19 protein-coding genes are annotated in these 19,033 nt (G+C 41.2%); 4 read left to right on the forward strand and 15 right to left on the reverse strand.

The genetic code is table 11. The features are described from left to right. The 4 genes from F3G91_RS10420 to F3G91_RS03440 all read right to left on the reverse strand — a co-directional run. The coding region (locus F3G91_RS10420) for a cache domain-containing protein (protein WP_149700989.1) at window positions 1–1,015 on the reverse strand (1,015 nt) is incomplete at its 3' end. Between the two features lie 129 nt (window positions 1,016–1,144). Then, window positions 1,145–1,915 carry a basic amino acid ABC transporter substrate-binding protein gene (locus F3G91_RS03430; protein ID WP_149700691.1) on the reverse strand — a complete coding sequence of 257 codons (771 nt, stop codon included), beginning with the start codon at window positions 1,913–1,915 and terminating at the stop codon, window positions 1,145–1,147. 11 nt (window positions 1,916–1,926) lie between these two features. Continuing rightward, the gene (locus tag F3G91_RS03435) at window positions 1,927–2,655 is read right to left on the reverse strand and encodes an amino acid ABC transporter ATP-binding protein (protein ID WP_103612966.1); all 729 of its coding nucleotides are present in this window, start codon (window positions 2,653–2,655) and stop codon (window positions 1,927–1,929) included. Beyond that, window positions 2,648–3,358, reverse strand: a complete 711-nt coding sequence (locus tag F3G91_RS03440) for an amino acid ABC transporter permease (protein ID WP_012140157.1) — start codon at window positions 3,356–3,358, stop codon at window positions 2,648–2,650. The genes F3G91_RS03435 and F3G91_RS03440 overlap by 8 nt, the downstream gene beginning before the upstream one ends. A 148-nt stretch (window positions 3,359–3,506) precedes the next feature. On the opposite strand from F3G91_RS03440, the gene putP reads away from it, so the two are divergent. Then, window positions 3,507–4,994 (forward strand): sodium/proline symporter PutP, encoded by a 1,488-nt coding sequence (gene putP, locus F3G91_RS03445; RefSeq protein ID WP_149700692.1) that lies wholly within the window; start codon window positions 3,507–3,509, stop codon window positions 4,992–4,994. Window positions 4,995–5,042: 48 nt separating this feature from the next. Here the strand turns inward: putP and tsaD are convergent, their stop codons facing one another. From tsaD to F3G91_RS03500, 11 genes are all read right to left on the reverse strand, one after another. Then, on the reverse strand, window positions 5,043–6,047 hold the full coding sequence (gene tsaD / locus F3G91_RS03450; protein ID WP_149700693.1) for a tRNA (adenosine(37)-N6)-threonylcarbamoyltransferase complex transferase subunit TsaD: 1,005 nt from the start codon (window positions 6,045–6,047) through the stop codon (window positions 5,043–5,045). Further along, window positions 6,044–7,342 carry a M99 family carboxypeptidase catalytic domain-containing protein gene (locus F3G91_RS03455; RefSeq protein ID WP_103611144.1) on the reverse strand — a complete coding sequence of 433 codons (1,299 nt, stop codon included), beginning with the start codon at window positions 7,340–7,342 and terminating at the stop codon, window positions 6,044–6,046. Before F3G91_RS03455 ends, tsaD begins: the two co-directional genes overlap by 4 nt. Continuing rightward, on the reverse strand, window positions 7,342–8,577 hold the full coding sequence (locus F3G91_RS03460; RefSeq protein ID WP_103611143.1) for a uracil-xanthine permease family protein: 1,236 nt from the start codon (window positions 8,575–8,577) through the stop codon (window positions 7,342–7,344). Before F3G91_RS03460 ends, F3G91_RS03455 begins: the two co-directional genes overlap by 1 nt. Further along, window positions 8,564–9,673 carry a 1-deoxy-D-xylulose-5-phosphate reductoisomerase gene (dxr, locus tag F3G91_RS03465; protein ID WP_149700694.1) on the reverse strand — a complete coding sequence of 370 codons (1,110 nt, stop codon included), beginning with the start codon at window positions 9,671–9,673 and terminating at the stop codon, window positions 8,564–8,566. Before dxr ends, F3G91_RS03460 begins: the two co-directional genes overlap by 14 nt. Next, a complete protein-coding gene (locus F3G91_RS03470) occupies window positions 9,655–10,386 on the reverse strand; it encodes a phosphatidate cytidylyltransferase (protein ID WP_149700695.1) in 732 nt (243 codons plus the stop codon). Before F3G91_RS03470 ends, dxr begins: the two co-directional genes overlap by 19 nt. 169 nt (window positions 10,387–10,555) lie before the next feature. After that, a complete protein-coding gene (locus F3G91_RS03475) occupies window positions 10,556–10,912 on the reverse strand; it encodes a restriction endonuclease (protein WP_149700696.1) in 357 nt (118 codons plus the stop codon). Window positions 10,913–11,254: 342 nt separating this feature from the next. Continuing rightward, window positions 11,255–11,974: a fumarate reductase iron-sulfur subunit gene (locus F3G91_RS03480; protein ID WP_004317555.1), complete on the reverse strand. Its 720-nt coding sequence runs from the start codon at window positions 11,972–11,974 to the stop codon at window positions 11,255–11,257. Beyond that, window positions 11,967–13,985, reverse strand: coding sequence for a fumarate reductase flavoprotein subunit (locus tag F3G91_RS03485; protein WP_004317497.1), 2,019 nt, complete (start codon window positions 13,983–13,985; stop codon window positions 11,967–11,969). Before F3G91_RS03485 ends, F3G91_RS03480 begins: the two co-directional genes overlap by 8 nt. Window positions 13,986–13,999: 14 nt before the next feature. Continuing rightward, window positions 14,000–14,698, reverse strand: a complete 699-nt coding sequence (locus tag F3G91_RS03490) for a fumarate reductase cytochrome b subunit (protein WP_035160410.1) — start codon at window positions 14,696–14,698, stop codon at window positions 14,000–14,002. Window positions 14,699–14,817: 119 nt separating this feature from the next. Continuing rightward, the gene (gene lgt / locus F3G91_RS03495; RefSeq protein WP_149700697.1) at window positions 14,818–15,633 is read right to left on the reverse strand and encodes a prolipoprotein diacylglyceryl transferase; all 816 of its coding nucleotides are present in this window, start codon (window positions 15,631–15,633) and stop codon (window positions 14,818–14,820) included. 36 nt (window positions 15,634–15,669) lie between these two features. Further along, entirely contained in the window at window positions 15,670–16,305 is a 636-nt protein-coding gene (locus F3G91_RS03500; RefSeq protein WP_149700698.1) for an IMPACT family protein, read from the reverse strand. Window positions 16,306–16,431: 126 nt separating this feature from the next. On the opposite strand from F3G91_RS03500, the gene galU reads away from it, so the two are divergent. From galU to F3G91_RS03515, 3 genes are read left to right on the forward strand one after another with little or no spacing between them, the layout of a single operon-like run. Then, window positions 16,432–17,253, forward strand: a complete 822-nt coding sequence (gene galU, locus F3G91_RS03505; RefSeq protein ID WP_009294249.1) for a UTP--glucose-1-phosphate uridylyltransferase GalU — start codon at window positions 16,432–16,434, stop codon at window positions 17,251–17,253. After that, window positions 17,250–18,470, forward strand: coding sequence for a glucose-6-phosphate isomerase (locus tag F3G91_RS03510; RefSeq protein ID WP_149700699.1), 1,221 nt, complete (start codon window positions 17,250–17,252; stop codon window positions 18,468–18,470). The genes galU and F3G91_RS03510 overlap by 4 nt, the downstream gene beginning before the upstream one ends. 3 nt (window positions 18,471–18,473) lie before the next feature. Continuing rightward, window positions 18,474–19,019, forward strand: coding sequence for a DUF1287 domain-containing protein (locus tag F3G91_RS03515; RefSeq protein ID WP_149700700.1), 546 nt, complete (start codon window positions 18,474–18,476; stop codon window positions 19,017–19,019). Window positions 19,020–19,033 lie beyond the last annotated feature (14 nt).

Below are 19,033 nucleotides of genomic sequence, written 5' to 3' on the forward strand. Positions count from 1 at the left end.
CTTTAGATGTTATCTCTATAGGCTGTGCTTTGTTTGTCTTGTGATTTAGTAGATCAAAGAAAGATAGTAGGCCTGTTTTTAGTTTGAGGATGATTTTTAAAAGATATGAAGATAGATAAAGTGAGAGCAATAGTCCTAAAATAAGCACCACCACAAGCACTCCAACAGATGCATAAGCAAGTGAGTTTAAATCCTCTAAAAGCTCGTCTTTATCAAGCTCTCCAATAAGATACCAGCCCATACTTTTGATATATTTTGAGCCGATCAATAAATTTCTGCCATCCTTATCCAGCGATATGTAGCCGCCATTTTCGTTGATTAGCTTTTTAAGGTTTGCATCGCCAACTAAATCTTTTAGATTGCCGCTTACGTCTTTGCCGATCTTAATGTCGCCTTTTTCATCAACTAGTAGAAATTTACCGCCACGACCTATCTTTTGTGACTGGACAAAATTTACTATCTCGCTTAAATTTACGCCAGTCGCTGCGATACCATAAAATTTATCATCTTTTTGAACTTTGTAGTTTATATACATCATTATCTTGCCGCTGCCGTCTTCAGCCTTGTTGATGTCGATTAGGCTTGGGCTGCTGCCATCTTTTAAGGCGTAGTACCATTTGTCATTTTCTGGGTTAATGACCTTTAAAATTTTATCTTCGACGTAGTAGTTTAGGGTTCTATCTGAGCCAAACATTATCGTATCTAGCTTTAAATTTTTAGCAAGAGTCTGAAAATAGTCAAACAAGACCTTTCTACCGTGCTCGTCCTCGCCATTTTTAACCCAGTCTATTAAAAAGCTATTTTGAGTTATTTGATAAGAAGCGTCGATTATCTTATCGATGTAAGATTCTATTTTATAACCAACTTCATTGACAGCAAGTGGGAATTCTTTACTTTCGACCCTGTCGGTATATAAATTTTTAGCCATATTATAGGTAATAAGGCCGACTACACTGACACAAACCAAGATCATGACACTTAGCACAAGTGCTGTTCTCATCCTGAGTGATTTCATTGCATTCTCCTTAAAGTAAATTGACAATTTTATTACAATATATTTAAATAATATTAAATTTTATAAATTAGAAATTTGTGAGATTTTTTGCAAGAAGCATTTTTGCCTCTTGCAAATTTATATTAGAATTTATTTTTTAAGGTCGTATTTAGCGAGCATTTTGTCAAATTCGCCAGATTTTTGAAGCTCTTCGATCGCAACATCTATCTTTTTGATAAGATCAGTATGTTTGCCCTTATCAAATGCCATCGCAAAGCCCTCTGTGCCGTCAGGAAGTCTCAAAAACTCCTCTAAGTCTGGATTTTGTTTTAAAAACTCAACGCCTATCGGGCTATCAGTAAGCACAACATCGATCTTACCGGCATTTAGTGACATTATAGCTGCTGCTACATTTTCAGCTGGGATTGACTGAGTTGTGATATTTTTAGCTGCCTCTTCTTGAAGCGTGCCAACTTGAGCTGAAATTTTCTTATCTTTAAGATTGTCTTTATTTACATCTGAGCCTTTTTTGCGGATAAACAAATTCTCTGAAAAATAATATGGCTTAGTAAAATCAACAGACTTTCTTCTCTCATCAGTTGCACTCATGCCGCTTATCACGATATCGATCTTGCCTGTTTTTAAAGCTGGTATTAGCCCATCAAAACTCATATTTGCAACGTCAAATTTGATCCCAGTTTTTTTAGTGATCTCGTTTAGAAGATCGATCTCAAAGCCAACGATTTGATTTTTATCATCAAGATACTCAAACGGAGGATAATCAGCACTTGATCCTACCTTATAAACTACCTCTTTGCTAGCTTCTGGCGCAGTTGCAGCTGTTTTTTTGCCACTATCATCACCACAACCTATAAAAAACATAACTAACCCTAACGCTAAAACTTTTAATAAATTTTTCATTTTACCCCTTATTAGTGATTTAAAATTTTACCTAAAAACTCTCGCAGACGCTCGTGCTGCGGATTTGTAAAGACATTTTTTGGTGTGTCATCAACTGCTATCTTGCCTTTGTCCATAAAGAAAATTCTATTTGCCACGTTTCTTGCAAAGCCCATCTCGTGAGTCACCACAAGCATCGTTATGCCCTTTGCTGCGACATCTTTCATGATATCAAGCACCTCGCCGATCATCTCAGGATCTAGCGCACTTGTTGGCTCGTCAAATAGTATCACCTCCGGCTCCATAGCTAGGCTTCTAGCGATGGCGATACGCTGCTTTTGACCGCCTGAGAGCTTGTGCGGGTAGGCAAATTTCTTATCGCTTAGCCCAACGCTCTTTAGCAGCTCATCTGCCCTCCTCTCAGCACTCTCTTTGTCTAAGATCCCAGCTTTTATAGGAGCTAGAGTTAAATTTTGCAAGACGTTTTTGTTTGCAAAAAGGTTAAAGTGCTGAAAGACCATGCTTACTTTTTGGCGAATTTTATTTATGTCTGATTTTTTATTGAGGATATCTTCACCATTTATCTTGATATGCCCGCTATCTGGCTCTTCAAGTCGGTTTATGCAGCGCAAAAATGTACTTTTTCCGCCGCCACTTGGGCCAATTATCGCTATGACTTCGCCTTTTTTGATATTCACGCTAATGTCATTTAAAACACGCAAATCGCCATAGCTTTTGTTTAAATTTTTAATCTCAATCATGGCGATTTAGTCTCCTCTCAAGTAGCTTAACCAAAAGGGTGAAAAATTTAACACTCACGTAATATACAATGCCCGTAAAAATGACTGGCTCTGGGCTGTAAAATACCGCTTGAAGGCTCTTACTTTGCATCGTAATATCAACGACACTTATGTAGCCAACGACTGAGGTCTCTTTAAAAAGCGATATAAACTCATTAGCAAGCGCTGGCAAGATATTTTTAGTAGCTTGTGGGAAGACTATCTCACGCATCGAAACGTAGTAGTTTAGCCCCATCGCCCTAGCTGCCTCCATCTGACCTTTATCGACGCTATTTATGCCGCTTCTTACGATCTCAGCAACGTAAGCTGAGCTATTTAGTCCAAGTGCGATCACGGCGACATAGAAGTTGTCACTCCAAGTGGCGAAAATGACTACTGAAAATATTAGAAGTTGAAGTATTACAGGCGTTCCACGCAAGATGTCGATATACTCATCTATGACGAAATTTAAAACCTTGATATCTAAAAATTTAATAAAAGCTAAAATAAATCCAAGTGTTATACCTATAGCAATACCGCCTATCGTAAGGCCTAGCGTCACTCCGTAACTTTTGATATATGCGATCTCTTGCGCCTCACTAAGATCTCTTGGATAGAAAAAATATGTTCCAAGTGAGACAATTATTATAAAAAATAGAAATTTGGCTAAATTTTGAGCGTTCAACTTCGTCCTTTCTTTAAAATGTAGCCTTAAATGATACGAAAAAAAATATATCATTTTGCTTAAAAATTTTTAAGGAATGAGCCCGCTCATTGAAATTTAAATGATTTTATAATAACATAAGCGTTTTATTTTATTTGAAAGGAATTTTATGAGCTTTGGGTCTTATTTAGCCATCGCCATCTATTTTGGTTTCTTGCTCTTCATCGGACGATATTTCTACGATAAAAATGCAAGTATGAACGAATATCTGCTAGATAACCGTCAAATGGGTCCAGTCGTCACCGCACTTAGCGCTGGCGCTTCTGATATGAGTGGTTGGATGCTACTTGGCGTGCCCGGGGCCTTATACGCAACTGGCGTGGCAAATGTCTGGATGATAGCTGGTCTTATCGTGGGAGCTTACTGCAACTACTTATTTCTAGCAAAAAGGCTTAGGGTCTATACTGAGGTTGCGAGCGACAGTATCACGATACCTGATTTTTTAGAAAACCGCTTTAAAGATAGGACGAAAATTTTAAGGATCATCTCAGGTCTTATCATATTGATATTTTTCACACTTTACGTAAGTAGTGGCATCATCGCTGGCGGCAAGACATTTGAGAGCTTTTTTGGCTTAAAATTTGCATACGGAGCGGTCTTTACGCTCATAATCGTAGTCTTTTACACATTTTTTGGCGGGTTTAAGGCTGTTAGCATAACTGACGCATTTCAGGGACTTTTGATGTTTTGCGTTCTAGTCTCGATCCCAGTCGTGGCATATCTAAATTTAGACTTGCCAAGCGATACAAATTTGATAAAAGAGATAAGCAGGCTTGATGCAAATCACCTAAATCCATTTAGAGATCAGACTTTCTGGGGCATTTTGGGCCTTCTAGCTTGGGGCTTTGGCTACTTTGGACAGCCACATATCATCGTTAGATTTATGGCGATACGTGACTCAAAAGAGCTTGCAAAGGCAAGAAGGATCGGTATCGGCTGGATGACGATCGGCCTACTAGGTGCAATTATGAGCGGACTTATCGGCTTTGTCTATTTTAGCCAAAGAGGCGGATTAAGCGATCCTGAGACAGTGTTTTTAAAGCTTGGTGAGCTACTTTTCCCACCATTTTTTATAGGTATCATCATCTCAGCCGTGCTTTCAGCGATCATGAGTACCATCTCAAGCCAGCTTTTGGTCACTTCAAGCTCTGTCACAAAGGATTTTATCTTTGCCTTTTATAAAAAAGAGGTGAGCCAAAGCACTCAAACAGCGATCAGCCGCTATGCAGTCGTGGTTGTAGCGATAATTGCTACCGTACTTGCCTTTATCTCTACAGATAACGTTCTAAACGTTGTTGGCAACGCTTGGGCTGGATTTGGCGCGAGCTTTGGTCCGGTGCTTCTTTTTAGCCTTTACTGGAAACGCATGAGCGCACTTGGAGCGCTTGCTGGCATGATAGCTGGGGGTGTGACCGTGATATTTTGGATAACATCAGGGCTAAATGCCTATGTTTATGAAATTTTACCAGGCATTTTAACCTCAAGCCTAGCCATCATCATGGTCAGTATCTGGGGCGACGCGATAAATAAAATGACTAGCGAGCCACACGAACAAGTGATAAAAGATGAATTTGAAAAGATGAAGACAAGGCTTTAAATTTAAGCAAGGTGGCTAGCTTTAGCCACCATCAAATTTACTTTAATTTTAAATTTCTATTTTCTTAAAACTAACCCTTGGATTTATAGTCAGTTTATCATGCGAGATAAACTCTTTTTTTAAGTATTTCTCACGTCCAGCTCTTGCTATCATCAGCGCGTTATCAGAGCAAAACGCAAGTGGAGCTAGCAAAAGCTCACATCCATTTTTTTGACAAAGCGCTTCAAGTCTTTTTCGTAAATTTAAATTTGCGCTCGCTCCACCAACCACGCCAAAACGCTTGAAATTTCTTAGCTTAAAAACCTTTTCAAGCTTATTTAAAATATGCTCGCAGGCCGTATTTTCAAAGGCGTAGCAAATATCGGCGATATCTTTTTGTGTGATGATTTCAAGCTTTGAAATTTCAACTCTAACCTGGTTTTTAAGCCCTGAAAAGCTGTATTCAAGGCGCTTATCGTGAAGAAGTGGGACGGTAAATTTAAACCTATCTTTGTCCTCGCACAAAAGTGCATTTTCCTGCACCACAGCACCTCCTGGATAGCCAAGATCAAGCATCTTTGCCACCTTGTCAAAGCTCTCACCAAAGCTATCATCGCTTGTGCTTGCAAGCTCTAAAATCTCGCCATTTTCGCTAATCTCAAGTATCATCGTATGTCCGCCGCTAACTAGCAAAACGCCAAGTGGGAAGGTGGCTTCGCGGTCTAAAAATAGCGAGTAGATGTGGCCAACTAGGTGATTTACGGCGATTAGCGGGATATTTAGGGCGATGCTTAGCGATTTTGCCATGCTGACGCCGCCTATCAGGCTCACACTTAGCCCTGGCTCGTTTGTCACAGCGATGGCGTTTATATCTTTTAAATTTGGCAAGATGCCATTTAAAAGTGCTGGCAGCGCCTTTGTGTGAAGCCTAGCCGCAAGCTCTGGGACCACGCCACCAAAGATAGCGTGCTCCTCTTCTTGCGAGATCTTTTTATAATAAATTTGCTCCAGCGTGCCTTCATCTATGAGCGCGACAGAGCTGTCATCACAGCTGCTTTCGATGCCAAGTATCATCTAAACTCCGCTAGTATCATGCCAGCAAATTTCTCTTTGCCATTTTCGCTTTTGTAAAACTCAACTCGGTAAATTTTACCATCTTTATCTATGCTATAGCTTTTGTTTAGGCTGTTTTTATCGATCTCTTGCTCGCTCTCATCAACGCTTTTAGTGCCGTATCCTATGACATTTACGCGCACGTTTTTGAGCGATTTTATCTTAAAGCTCTTTTTAACGCTAAATTTATCGCCACTTTTTAGCTCCTGCTCGTTGCCGTCGATCGTAAGAGAAATTTTATCAAGTGGCTTTGCAAACTCGAAGTATTGCGGTTTTAGCCTTGTGACAGAGCGGTTGCCATACTGCACTTTGTAAGTGTCGTTATCTTTTATGACGGCGATTAGCGGATTTGGCGAGTGGTAGCTTAGCTCGCCCTTTTTAAATGGCACGAAGCTTATCACTGGCTTTAAATTTTTAAGGCTAAGAGCGTAGCTGTCAAATAGCTCAAGCCTGATCTCCTTTTCGATCGCCTTTTTCACGCTTTTGACATCAAGCTCAAATGGCCTAGTAAAGCTAATGCCAGCCTTTTTCATATACTCTTCGATCGCTATAAGGTGATAATATGTCCTTTGCTCGGCGTTTAAATTTTTGCTAGCTTCGTTTGCAAAGGCAGACTTGTTTTGCGTGATAGCGTAGTAGGTGAGGCTTTTTAACATCTCTTTATCGCCCATAGCAGTGTGCGTGTTTTTGACGTGATACTGATGTTTTGGATCTATGAGGTGCTTATTTAGCACGTCTTTTACGCTTGAGGCGATGCTTTCAAGCTCTGGGTACTTTGAGCCTGGCAGTGTGCTTTGGTCTATGATGCAGGTATTGCCCCATTTGTCGGGGTTTTCGTCCTTATTTATAAAAGTATCTCTGTAATATCCGCTGCCATCGTGTAAATTTAAGATGAGAGTGACGTTTTTGTCGGTTATGACGTCTTTTATCTTCATCACTGAGTTGTAGTCTGGATCGTCCTTTTCGACGTGGGCGAATTTTCTATTCATATCGCCCTTTGTGCCGCGACTTCGCTCGATGATACTTGGGAAATTTAAATTTGGCACGACCCAAAGCGAGCCTTTTGTGATGTTATAGTCAGTCGCCACGATAGAGGCCGCCAAAAAGCCGCCTGGCTCGTCGCCTTGTATGCCACCGATTAAGAGCATAGTATTGCTACTTGGCTCACCTTTTTTGATAAGTGCATAGTCCAGTGCGCTTGCATTTGCAAGGCTTGCAGCCGCAAGAGCTGCTAGAAAAAGTCTAAATTTATGCATTAATATCCTTCGTAATGCTTTGTTTTTGGCAAAAGCAAATTTAAAACTATACCAGTAACCGCGCCAAGTCCGATACCTGAAAATTTAACCGCTCCAAGGTCAAGCACCATGCCGCCGATGGCAAAGATGAAGATGAGGGCTACGATTATCATATTTCTAGGATCAGCAAGATCGACTCTGTTTTTTATAAGTGTCTCCATGCCAACGCTTGCGATGATGCCAAAAAGTAGCAGCATGATGCCACCGATGACTGGAGCTGGGATGGTTGAGAGTACCGCGCCAAGCTTGCCAACGAAGGCTAGCACGATAGCAGTGATCGCTGCAAAGGTCATGATTGCTGGATTATACGCTTTTGTAAGGCTAACTGCGCCTGTGACCTCTGAGTAGGTGGTGTTTGGCGGACCACCAAAGGCAGCAGCTAGCGAGGTGGCTAGGCCGTCGCCTAAAAGGGTGTTTTTAAGCCCTGGATTTTTCAAAAAATCCTCTTTTGTGACGTTTGAGATAGCGAGCATATCGCCGATGTGCTCAATCGCTGGGGCGATGGCGATAGGTATCATATATATGATCGCTTCGAGTTCAAATTTTGGTGCGCTAAAGCTTGGCACTCTAAACCAAGGGGCACTTGCGATGGCGCTAAAATCAACCATACCAAAGCAGTAAGCCACGATGTAGCCAGCGATGATGCCAAGCAGGATTGGTATGAGCCTAAACATCCCCCGTCCTAGCATCATGACAACGATAGTGGCGATAAGCGAGGTGGCTGCTACCATCATAGCTACGTTTTGGGTGTAGATCTCAGTAGCTGAAGTAGCCATCTTAACGGCATTTGGAGCGAGTATGAGGCCTATGGTCATGATAACTGGGCCAACGACAACTGGAGGTAAAATTTTATGCAAAATTTTCTCTCCGCCAAAGCGAACCACAAGACTTAGCGCGACGTAGAAAAATCCAGCAAATATAACGCCACCCATAGTCACTGGTATGCCCCATTTTTCGATGCCGTACTGAAGCGGAGCGATGAAAGCAAACGAGCTTGCTAGAAAGATCGGCGGGACATTTTTTCTAGTTATTAGCTGAAAAAGCAGCGTGCCAAGGCCAGCGGTAAAGAGCGCTACGTTTGCATCAAGCCCCGTAAGGATAGGCACGAGCACGAGCGCACCAAAGGCGACAAACAGAAACTGCACACCGATCAAGCTTTGCCTAAGATCAAATTTATACCCCTCATACCTTTGCATTTAGCATCCTTTTTGCGTAATTTCTAACTTCTTTGTCGGTTTCAAAAATTTCATCTTGGGTTGTTATCTTTAAATTTCTAAATTTCTTTGCAGAGCCCAAAATGAGCCTTGAGATATCCAAAAATGAGCACTTTTTCTCTAAAAAGCTAAATACTCCAACCTCGTTTGCAGCGTTTATCACTACGCCTAGATCAGGATTTGCTAAGACTTCATCTTTTAGCGAAAAGACTGGATATTTTTTAGGGCTTATTTTATGAAATTTGATACTTTTTAGATCAAGTAAATTTGCGTGAGAGACGATATTTTGCTCAACTTTTTCAAAGATAGCATGCGAAATGGCTAGCTTCATATCTGTGCGTGAGAGATGCATCGTGCTTGAGCCGTCGATAAACTCTACCACGGCGTGGATGGCTGAGGTTGGCTCTATCACAGCCTCGATATCTTTTATGCCGTAAAGCCAGTAGGCTTCCATCACCTCAAAAAGCTTGTTTGTCATCGTCGCACTGTCAATCGTTATCTTTGCGCCCATATCCCAGTTTGGGTGTTTTAGCGCGTCAGACGGCGTGGCATCTTTTAGAAATTTGATCGGCTTTTTATAAAATGCCCCGCCGCTTGCTGTGATGATGAGTTTTTTGGCAGGAGTTTTGTTTTCTAGTAGAAATTTAAGCCCAAAATGCTCACTATCAATGGGCAAAATTTCTCTTGTTTTTAAAAACTTGCCACCAACTACAAGGCTCTCTTTATTTGCAAGTGCCAGCCTTTTGCCAAGTGCTTGCGTCTTTAGACTAGGAGCAAGCCCAGCAAAGCCAACAAGGGCGTTTATCACCTTTTTTGAGCTTGAAATTTCAAGCATCTCAAGCAGTCCAGCCTCGCCAAAAAAGATGTTTTTAGCTTCAATGTTTTTTACATTTTTAGCTAACTTTTCATCGCCCACGCAGACAAATTTTGGCTTAAATTTTAAAATTTGCTCATTTAGCAAAGCTACGTTTTTAGCGCAGCTTAGCGCCTCGACGCTAATGTCAAATTTCTCGCAGAGCGCTAGAGTATTTTTGCCGATCGAGCCAGTTGAGCCAAGTATTACCACGATAGCGACCAAAGTAGCGCAACAACGCCAAATAAATAGCCATCTATCCTATCAAGCATACCGCCGTGACCTGGGAAAAGCGTGCCGCTATCTTTGACGCCGCAAAGTCTCTTTAGATAGCTCTCAAATAGATCTCCCCAGACCGCAAAGACGCAGACTAAAAAGCTTGAAAATAGAATTTGAAAAAATCCATCTGTTACGAAATTTCCAACGACGCAACCAACTATGGTGCCTACTACCACGCCGCCAACTGCGCCCTCGATGGTCTTGTTTGGTGAGCTTGGGCTAAATGGGTGCTTGCCAAACATCTTACCAACGAAAAATGCGCCACTATCACTTGCAACGACGCTTAAGATAAGCCACGCAAGATAGCCCATGCCATACTCCGAGTAGAGCATCCACATCATAAAGATAGGAGTTGTCGGATAGACAAAAGGGGCGACTAGCTTTAAATTTTCGCTTTTTATATGTGCAAGGATAGATGCCACTAGCATGATTGCAAGGATCGCGATGAAGATCGGATTTGTAAAATATGTAAGCACGTAAAATGCAAGCGCTGCATAAACTAGCTGTTTGTGATCGATGCCATAAAGCTTGAGCGACTCATTAAAGGCAAAGTAAAGCACAGCGCCAAGCAAAATAAAATTTAAAATATAATTATCTATAAAAAAAACTACCAAAATAGCAACAAACATCAAAACGCCAGTAATTATGCGTGATCGCATACTTTCTCCTTAAAATCGTTATTTTGCCGTAATTATAACACTTAAAATTTAGACGGCGTTTATAAGAGTGAAATTTGGTTTAAAATGTGTTTTGGATTGGTAAAATTTGAGTTTTCTATGGTGGCGACGCAGATAAATTTATATGAAAAAATATTGTTTATCCTAGTTACTAAAAATTATTTTCATCAAAAAAATCAGTGTCAATCTTGCAAATTTCATATATCTGGCTTGTTTGAACGCCTACTTTATACTTTATCATTAGCTCAGCCAGTCTGTTGCCATCTATCAAGACTACGCTAAAGTTTTGACTATCCTTGGCAAACGTTTGGGCTTCTTTTGTAAATTTCGCTGTAGTGATAAAGACGCCTTTTTTGGTATTTTTATTTGAGATAGCGCCGATGAACTGCTGTATCTCTTGCCTGCCTATGTTGCTACCATCTTTATATCTCTTTGCTTGGATGTAAATTTTAGAAAGTCCTAGCTCATCCATGACGCCGTCTAATCGACATCTAGTTCCATAGTTCATTTTTTTCTAAAATGCTAGATAAATTTTCACCAGTTTTTGTAATCTTAAAAGCTATAAACACCGCATGAAATATATAAGCCTAACAGAGTTTTTCTTTGATAATATCAACTTATTTATAAACATAATCGCTTCATTATTTGCACTATTTTTTTGCTTTAGTGTTGGCTTTGGTCTTTTATTTTTTATTACCTTGCCACTTGGTTATATAATGGGCTTAGTCTTGTCGTTTCCGCTTTTAATATTTGTATTTTTCTTATTTGCAGCGTTAGATATTTGTATCTGTATCTTGGCGTCAGTTTGCAGAGTATTTAAATAAATTTGGGGCTTTTTACAGCCCCTTTGCTACTTTATAGCAGCCATTTTTCTACGCATATAAGCTATGCGGCTTTGAAGTGGTAGGTGTTTTGGGCAGTTGTCTTCGCAGCCAAGCAAAGTCATACAACCAAATACGCCATCATCATCGCCGATTAGCTCGTAAAAGTCCTCGTCAGTTCTCTTATCAAGTGCGTCTATCTTAAATCTAGCAACCCTGTTTAGACCAACAGCGCCGATGAAATCAGGTCTCATGATAGCTGTTCCGCAAGATGCGACACAAATTCCGCACTCTATACAGCGATCAAGCTCGAAAACTTCTTGGGCGACTTCTGGCTCAACTTTCTCTTCAAGCTTAGAGATATCTGTCTCATGATCTGTGTGTATCCAGCTCTCGACACGCTTACTCATAGCGTTCATCCAATTGCCAGTATCTACGCTTAGATCTTTTAGTAGTTTAAAGACTGGCAAAGGCATAAGCTCGATGACACCGCTTTCAAAGTCTTTTGTTAGGGTTCTGCAAGCTAGGCTTGGTTTGCCATTTACTAGCATGCCACAACTTCCGCAAATTCCCGCACGACAAACAAAGTCAAAGCTAAGATCTGGATCAAATTTCTCACGAATTTGATTTAACGCGATAAATAGCGTCATACCATCAGTCTCTTCAAGCTCATAAGTCGCAAAATGAGGCTTTGAAACTTTGCTTAAAGGATTGTATTTAAAAGCTTTTATGGTTATTTTTCTACTCATTTCCTATACCTGCTCTTTCATTTGGTGCTTTATATTTTGGTTGAAGGTCATAGTGCATCAAAGCCTCTTGAATTTCTTGTCTGCTCTTGCCTTCTGCTTGCATTTTCTCGCGAATTTCATCGACCTCTTTTTGGCGGATAGCACTGTTTGGATGTTCGATGATATTTCCTTTTGCACCATAACCTCTAAATGCTGGCGGCATCTCCATCTTCATGATATCAAGTGGCTCATAAGTGATAGTTGGCATAGTGTCGCCTTCTTTCCAGCTTGTAAGCGTTCTGTTTAGCCAGTTAAGGTCATCTCTCTTTGGATAGTCTTCACGGCAGTGAGCACCACGGCTCTCTGTTCTATCAAGCGCGCCTTTTGCGATACAAAGTGCTAGTTTTAGCATCTTTGGCACGCGGTAAGCCTCTTCAAGCTCTGGGTTGCCAAATAGTGCTTTGTTGCTTACTTTTACATCAAGTGACTCTTTGTAGAGTGCTTCAAGCTCTTTAACAGCAAGCTCTAGACCTTTGCCTGTTCTAAATATCGCAACGTGCTCCCACATTACCTCTTTCATCTTGTTTTTGATATCAAAGACGTTAAATTTACCCTCTTTTGTGACGAGGCTATTTAGATAGTCTTCTTGTTTTTTAACAAATTTCTCGATATCAGCTGTGTTTATCTCGATCTCGTGGCTAGCACAATAATCTGCAAAATAATCACCAACGATCATACCAGCGACGACTGTCTCAGAAACTGAGTTACCACCAAGGCGGTTAAAGCCGTGCATATCCCAGCAAGCAGCCTCGCCAGCGCTAAATAGACCAGCTAGTGTTGGACTCTCGCCAGTTGGTTTTGTCTTGATGCCGCCCATTGAGTAGTGCTGCATAGGTAGGATCGGCGCCCAGCCTTTGCCACGCTGATGTCCTGTCTCGTCAGTATATACTTCAGTGTCAGCAGGATCGATGCCGTTAAAAATTTCGCAAATTTCTTGAACGTCACGTAAATTTTTCTCGATGTGCTCGCGTCCAAGGATAGAGATATCAAGCCAAACGTGATAGCCATAAGGGCTAGGTACGCCTTTGCCTGCACGGATGTGCTCCATGATACGGCGGCTAACGACGTCACGGCTAGCTAGCTCTTTTTTCTCTGGTTCATAATCAGGCATAAAGCGGTATCCATCAACGTCACGTAAAATTCCACCATCACCGCGGCAACCTTCTGTTAAAAGAATGCCAGATGGGACGATCGGAGTTGGGTGAAACTGAACAGCTTCCATGTTGCCAAGCTGAGCTACGCCAGTCTCAAGTGCTATCGCAGCGCCGATACCTTCGCAAACAACAGCGTTTGTAGTGTGTTTATAAACTCTACCATAACCGCCAGTTGCTATAAGTGTGCCTTTTGAAACATAGGCTGTGATCTCGCCATTTACTAGGTCACGAACGATCGCGCCGTAACAGCGGTTATTTTGGTGTATCAAAGCGATCGCCTCTTTACGGTCGTGAATTTCTACATTGTGTTTAAGCGCTTCGTTTGCAACAGCAAAAAGCATGGTGTGACCAGTTGCGTCAGCTGTGTAGCAAGTTCTCCACTTTTTTGTACCACCAAAGTCACGTGAGTGGATAAGGCCATGAACCTCTTCTTTTTCAACGATAGTTGTCTTTTGAGCGTTGATGATAGCGCTTCTTTCGCCTTTTGTGATCCTAGTCCAAGGCACGCCCCAAGCTGCAAGCTCACGAATCGCTTTTGGTGCAGTTTGACAAAACATACGTGCAACTTGTTGATCACAACCCCAGTCGCTACCTTTTACTGTGTCAGCAAAGTGTACATCTTCGTTATCGCCTTCACTCATTTTAGAGTTGCCAAGGCTTGCTTGCATGCCGCCTTGTGCAGCAGCAGAGTGAGAGCGTTTTACAGGGATGAGGCTCAAAACTACGGTGCTTAAGCCCTTTTCTCCAGCAGCCACAGCAGCTCTAAGACCAGCTAGACCGCCACCAATTACCAATGCGTCATAATATTTTACATTCATCTTCTAGCTCCTTTTTAATGGCTGATCCACACGAAATCAGCGATCAAAGCGATCACAGCAAGTATGCCATAAATGACAAATACAACTGTTTTTGCCTTGTTTCTTTTAGCAAACATTTCGTGTTTATTTACGCCATCAATGCTTACCCATTTGACATATAAGCGGTACATGCCAACGCTAGCGTGAACGACCATGAAAACAAGTAGTGCGAAGTAGAAAATTTCTAGTTTGTGAAAAGCAGCAGCTGATTTGTCAGCAGTGATGTGTCCGCCAAAGATGATGTCGATGAGGTGGGCGCTTGCTGCAAAAAATAGAGCAAAGCCTGTTAAAAACTGGAACCACCAAAGTGTGGTATCAAGGTGCTTCATGCGGTCTTTGTGGCCTCTAAACATTAAGTATTGTCTATAATTTGCAGGAAATTTTCTCATTGCCAAGAAGGCGTGAGTTACAAAAACTACAAAGATAACAGCAGCTATAACATTTGTGATCCACCAAGTAGCCTCGCCAAATAAAAATTTAGCCTCTGCAAATCCTACGACAGCGTTAAATGCGTCTTTGCCAAGTAGTATAGTAGAAGTAAAAACCATATGGCACAATATGAAACAGGCTAGAATAAATCCTGTAATACTTTGCCATCTATCCCAAGCGGCTGGAGTGCGGCTTTTTTTGCCGTCCGACCGTTTCCCCAAAAAACCTTCTATAAGCCCGGTCATGAGCCCTCCTAAGAAATTTGAAATAAGTTATCATTTCTTAATACTAATTTAAACATTAGCATTAATTGATAAAGCTAATGTTATCAGAACTTTACTTTAATAAATTTTAAATATTGACATTAAATTTTCGTAAATCTCTTATAGAGTTTAATATAGACAAAAATTCCGAGCCCACACATAATAAGTGATAAAATTTGCCCCATCGATAGACCAAAGATAATAAATCCAAGTCCAGAATCAGGCTCTCTGAAAAATTCGCAAATAAATCTTGCAAATGTGTATAAAATGGCATAAAGTGCTATGAGTTCGCCATTAAATTTCTTATATTTTCTATATAAAAATAAAATGACAAAAATAACTAAACCTTCTAAGAATGCCTCGTAAAGCTGGCTTGGATGTCTTGGCTGACCAAAGACATTTATCGCCCAAGGCACGTCTGTGACCCTGCCAAAAAGCTCTTGATTTAAGAAATTTCCTATCCTGCCAAAGGTGTAGCCAAAAGGTATGCAGATGGCGCAAAGATCAAGTAGCTGCCAAGCGTTTTGTTTATACTTTTTGCAAAATAAAATCGTAGCTAGCAAAAAGCCAACCACAGCGCCGTGATAGCTCATGCCGCGAATTCCTATAAACTCGCCGTTGTGGATTGGATTAAAAATTTGCCAAGGCTGCGTTAGATAATATCCTGCTTCGCCAGAATAAACTAAAACCCAGCCAAGCCTAGCGCCTAAAATGACGCCTATCTCTACCCAAAAAAAGTAGTTATCTAAAAGTTGATTTGATATAGGGATATCATCTTTTTTAACGAGATATTTTGCCATCGCAAGTGCCAAAACAAGGGCCAAAATATACATAAGCCCATACCAGTGCACGCTAAAGCCAAAGAGGCTAAAGGCGACTGGGTTAAAGTGGTTATAAATGTCGTTCCAAATTTCCATTTTTTACTTTCTTTTTAAATTTGTGCGATTTTACAATTAATAAATAAACAGCGCCTTGCTACCAAGTGGCAAGGCTAGAAATTTAAACTCGCTTACTTCAAATTCTTTGCAAAATTTAAATAGCTCAGCAAACTCGGCCTCATTTAAATTTACGCTCCAATTCGCTCCAGCATCATTAAAATCTCTTTCAAGCTCACTTAAATTTTTAGTGGCGAAGTAGTGCTCAAAGCGGCTCATCAGCGAAAATGGCGTAAAAAATTTAACCTCATCTTTTAACTCAAATTTCATCACGCCACCATCTTTTATGGCTTCATTTATCGCTTCATTCACAGCCCCTGAGTAGGCTCTGACAAGCCCTCCAGTGCCAAGCTTTATCCCGCCAAAGTAGCGAACTATCAAGACCCCAACGTTTATAAGCTGTGCTCCTCTTAGCGCGTTTAGGCTTGGCTGGCCGCTAGTGCCCTTTGGCTCGCCGTCATCGCTTTGATTTTCAACGATTTGACCGTATTTGTTTAACTCCCTTGTCGCCCAAACTACGTGAACAGCCTTAAAATGCTCCTCTTTTAGGTGTTCGTGCAAGCTTTTAAACGAGCTTATCGGGCACAAAAATGCTAAGAAATTTGACTTTTTTATATCAAGCTGGGCTTTGAAAATCCTATCAATCGTCTGCAAATTTGCTCTTTTTTAAAAATTTTAAAAATCTTATCAATTTGCTAATTAAAGCCTTGTAAATTCAGACAAATTTATATTATTAAGGAAAAGATAGTAGAATTTTGCAATTTTTTATGAAGGACTAAAATGATACAAACTTGCCTATTTCCAGCGGCTGGATATGGAACGAGGTTTTTACCAGCTACAAAATCGCTCCCAAAAGAGATGTTGCCGATCCTTACAAAACCGCTCATTCACTACGGCGTTGATGAGGCGCTTGAGGCTGGCATGGATAATATGGCCTTTGTCACAGGACGCGGAAAAAGGGCGCTTGAGGACTATTTTGACATCAGCTACGAGCTAGAAAAAGAGATCGCAGGCAGCTCAAAAGAGTCACTGCTTAGCGAAGTTAGAAATTTAATGAGCTCATGCACATTTTCATTTACTAGGCAAAATGCCATGAAAGGGCTTGGACACGCCATTTATACGGGCAAAACTCTAGTTCGAGATGAGGCATTTGGGGTCATTTTGGCAGATGATCTATGCATAAATGAAAATGGCGAGGGCGTGCTTTCGCAAATGGTTAAAATTTATGAGAAATACCGTTGCAGCGTCGTAGCTGTGATGGAGGTGCCAAAAGAGCAGACCAAGTCTTATGGCGTCGTAAGCGGTAGGTTTATAGAAGATGATCTCATAATGGTTGATGATATGGTTGAAAAGCCTGATCCTGCTGAGGCTCCGACAAATTTAGCGATAATTGGCCGCTACATCCTAACGCCAGATATTTTTAACATCTTAGAGCGAACAAAACCAGGCAAAAACGGCGAAATCCAGATCACTGACGCGCTAAAAACTCAGGCGAAAGATGGCATGGTGCTAGCTTATAAATTTAAGGGCAAGAGGTTTGACTGTGGCAGCATCGATGGCTTTGTCGAGGCTACAAATTTCTTTTACGAGCGCAGTAAATGATAGAAACTTCATTTAAATTTAACTTTGCAAGTAGCGATGTCATCGACTCCTACGCCAAACGCATAAACGACGAATACGAAAGCGGCGAGATAGGCTACTACCACCTGCCAGTGCTCGGGCAAAATTTACTTGGCGAGATCGAAGAGTATGAAAAGGGGCTAGCTCATATCAAAAATGTAGTACTTGTTGGCATTGGTGGCAGCAGTCTTGGCGTAAAGGCACTAAAATCGATGCTTGAAGGTACAAAGGGGATAAAAAGAGAGCTTTTATTTTTAGATAACGTCGATCCTTGCAGCTACAAAAGCACGCTTGATGGGCTAAATTTTGACGAGACACTTTTTATAATAAGCTCAAAATCAGGCAACACGATCGAGACGATCACTATTTTTAAGTGCTTACTTGATGACTTTAAACCTCAAAATTTAGGCAAAAATTTCCTCATCATAACTGATCCAGGTACAAATTTAGAAAATTTCGCCAAAGAAAATGGGATCAAATTTTTTAACATCCCAAAAAATGTTGGCGGGAGATTTAGCGTGCTAAGCGCGATCGGCCTTGTGCCTCTTGGTATCTGCGGCTACGATATAAAGGCACTTCTGGAAGGTGCGCTTGCTTGCAAAAAGCAATACATCGAGCAAAAAGATAGCTCCATAGTCGCTAAAGCCTATCACTACGCCACTAGCAGAAGTGCCAGCATAAATGTCATTTTTAGCTATTGCGATAGATTTTTTGAATTTAACGACTGGTATGTGCAGCTTTGGGCGGAGAGCCTTGGTAAAAAAAGAGGCTATAAAAGGGTCGGCCTTACGCCAGTTGGACTTGTTGGTAGCCGCGATCAGCACAGCTTTTTGCAGCTTATAATGGACGGCGTAAAAGATAAGAGCGTGACATTTATAAAGATAAAAGATCACGCAAGCGACAAGACTATCCCAAGCTTTAGCCTAAAAGGGCTTGAAGAGTGCGATTTTGTGGCGGGTCTAAGCCTAAATGAGCTTATAAATTTGCAGTGCGACGCGACGGCTATGGCGCTGGTGCAAGAGGGCATAAGTGTCGATACGATCACACTTGAGAGACTTGATGAGTTTCACGCTGGCTGGCTCATTTTTTACTACGAGCTACTAACCTCGGCCACTGGTATCATGCTAGGCATCAACACCTACGATCAGCCAGGCGTTGAGATAGGAAAGCGTATCTTAAAAACAATGCTTTTAAAGTAGAAAATGAAGAAATTTCTACTTTTGGCTCTTTTTGCCACGCAAATTTTTGCCTTTTCGGCGAGTAAATTTGTAAATGACGCTAGGTTGCAGATCGGTGTGACGCTAAGTTACGATCCAAGCTATGAAAAGCTCGCCTATCCTATGGGCGACGTGGATATCAAAAAGGGCGTTTGTACCGACGTTGTGGTAAGAGCACTACGTCATCAAGAGATGGATCTGCAAAGGTTCATTTTTGAAGATATGAGTAGAAATTTCGCAAGCTATCCTAAAAAATGGGGCCTTAAAAAGGCTGATAAAAACATCGATCACAGGCGTGTTTTAAACATCGCTACCTTTCTAAAAAGAAAAGGTTTTGAGGTGAGTGATGATAAATTTCTGCCAGGCGATATCGTCACATGGATGCTACCAAGAAATCTACCTCACATCGGCGTGATCTCAGATAAATTTGAAGGCCAAACGCCGCTTGTCATCCACAATATCGGCTCTGGCGTGCAAGAAGAAAACATACTTTATAGCTACAAGATCACGGGGCATTTTAGACTAAAGTAGCAAATGGCTTTTTA

This window comes from Campylobacter concisus, assembly GCF_902460715.1.
In the GTDB taxonomy this organism is placed as follows: Bacteria; Campylobacterota; Campylobacteria; order Campylobacterales; family Campylobacteraceae; genus Campylobacter_A; species Campylobacter_A concisus_AK.

Coding starts and splice junctions, on each gene's coding strand:
- galU (WP_009294249.1), top strand. CDS start 16,432: ATGATACAAACTTGCCTATTTCCAGCGGCTGGATATGGAACGAGGTTT.
- F3G91_RS03485 (WP_004317497.1), bottom strand. CDS start 13,985: ATGAATGTAAAATATTATGACGCATTGGTAATTGGTGGCGGTCTAGCT.
- F3G91_RS03470 (WP_149700695.1), bottom strand. CDS start 10,386: ATGCGATCACGCATAATTACTGGCGTTTTGATGTTTGTTGCTATTTTG.
- lgt (WP_149700697.1), bottom strand. CDS start 15,633: ATGGAAATTTGGAACGACATTTATAACCACTTTAACCCAGTCGCCTTT.
- F3G91_RS03490 (WP_035160410.1), bottom strand. CDS start 14,698: ATGACCGGGCTTATAGAAGGTTTTTTGGGGAAACGGTCGGACGGCAAA.
- F3G91_RS03430 (WP_149700691.1), bottom strand. CDS start 1,915: ATGAAAAATTTATTAAAAGTTTTAGCGTTAGGGTTAGTTATGTTTTTT.
- F3G91_RS03475 (WP_149700696.1), bottom strand. CDS start 10,912: ATGAACTATGGAACTAGATGTCGATTAGACGGCGTCATGGATGAGCTA.
- F3G91_RS03510 (WP_149700699.1), top strand. CDS start 17,250: ATGATAGAAACTTCATTTAAATTTAACTTTGCAAGTAGCGATGTCATC.
- F3G91_RS03460 (WP_103611143.1), bottom strand. CDS start 8,577: ATGCAAAGGTATGAGGGGTATAAATTTGATCTTAGGCAAAGCTTGATC.
- F3G91_RS03480 (WP_004317555.1), bottom strand. CDS start 11,974: ATGAGTAGAAAAATAACCATAAAAGCTTTTAAATACAATCCTTTAAGC.
- F3G91_RS03455 (WP_103611144.1), bottom strand. CDS start 7,342: ATGCATAAATTTAGACTTTTTCTAGCAGCTCTTGCGGCTGCAAGCCTT.
- putP (WP_149700692.1), top strand. CDS start 3,507: ATGAGCTTTGGGTCTTATTTAGCCATCGCCATCTATTTTGGTTTCTTG.
- tsaD (WP_149700693.1), bottom strand. CDS start 6,047: ATGATACTTGGCATCGAAAGCAGCTGTGATGACAGCTCTGTCGCGCTC.
- F3G91_RS03435 (WP_103612966.1), bottom strand. CDS start 2,655: ATGATTGAGATTAAAAATTTAAACAAAAGCTATGGCGATTTGCGTGTT.
- F3G91_RS03515 (WP_149700700.1), top strand. CDS start 18,474: ATGAAGAAATTTCTACTTTTGGCTCTTTTTGCCACGCAAATTTTTGCC.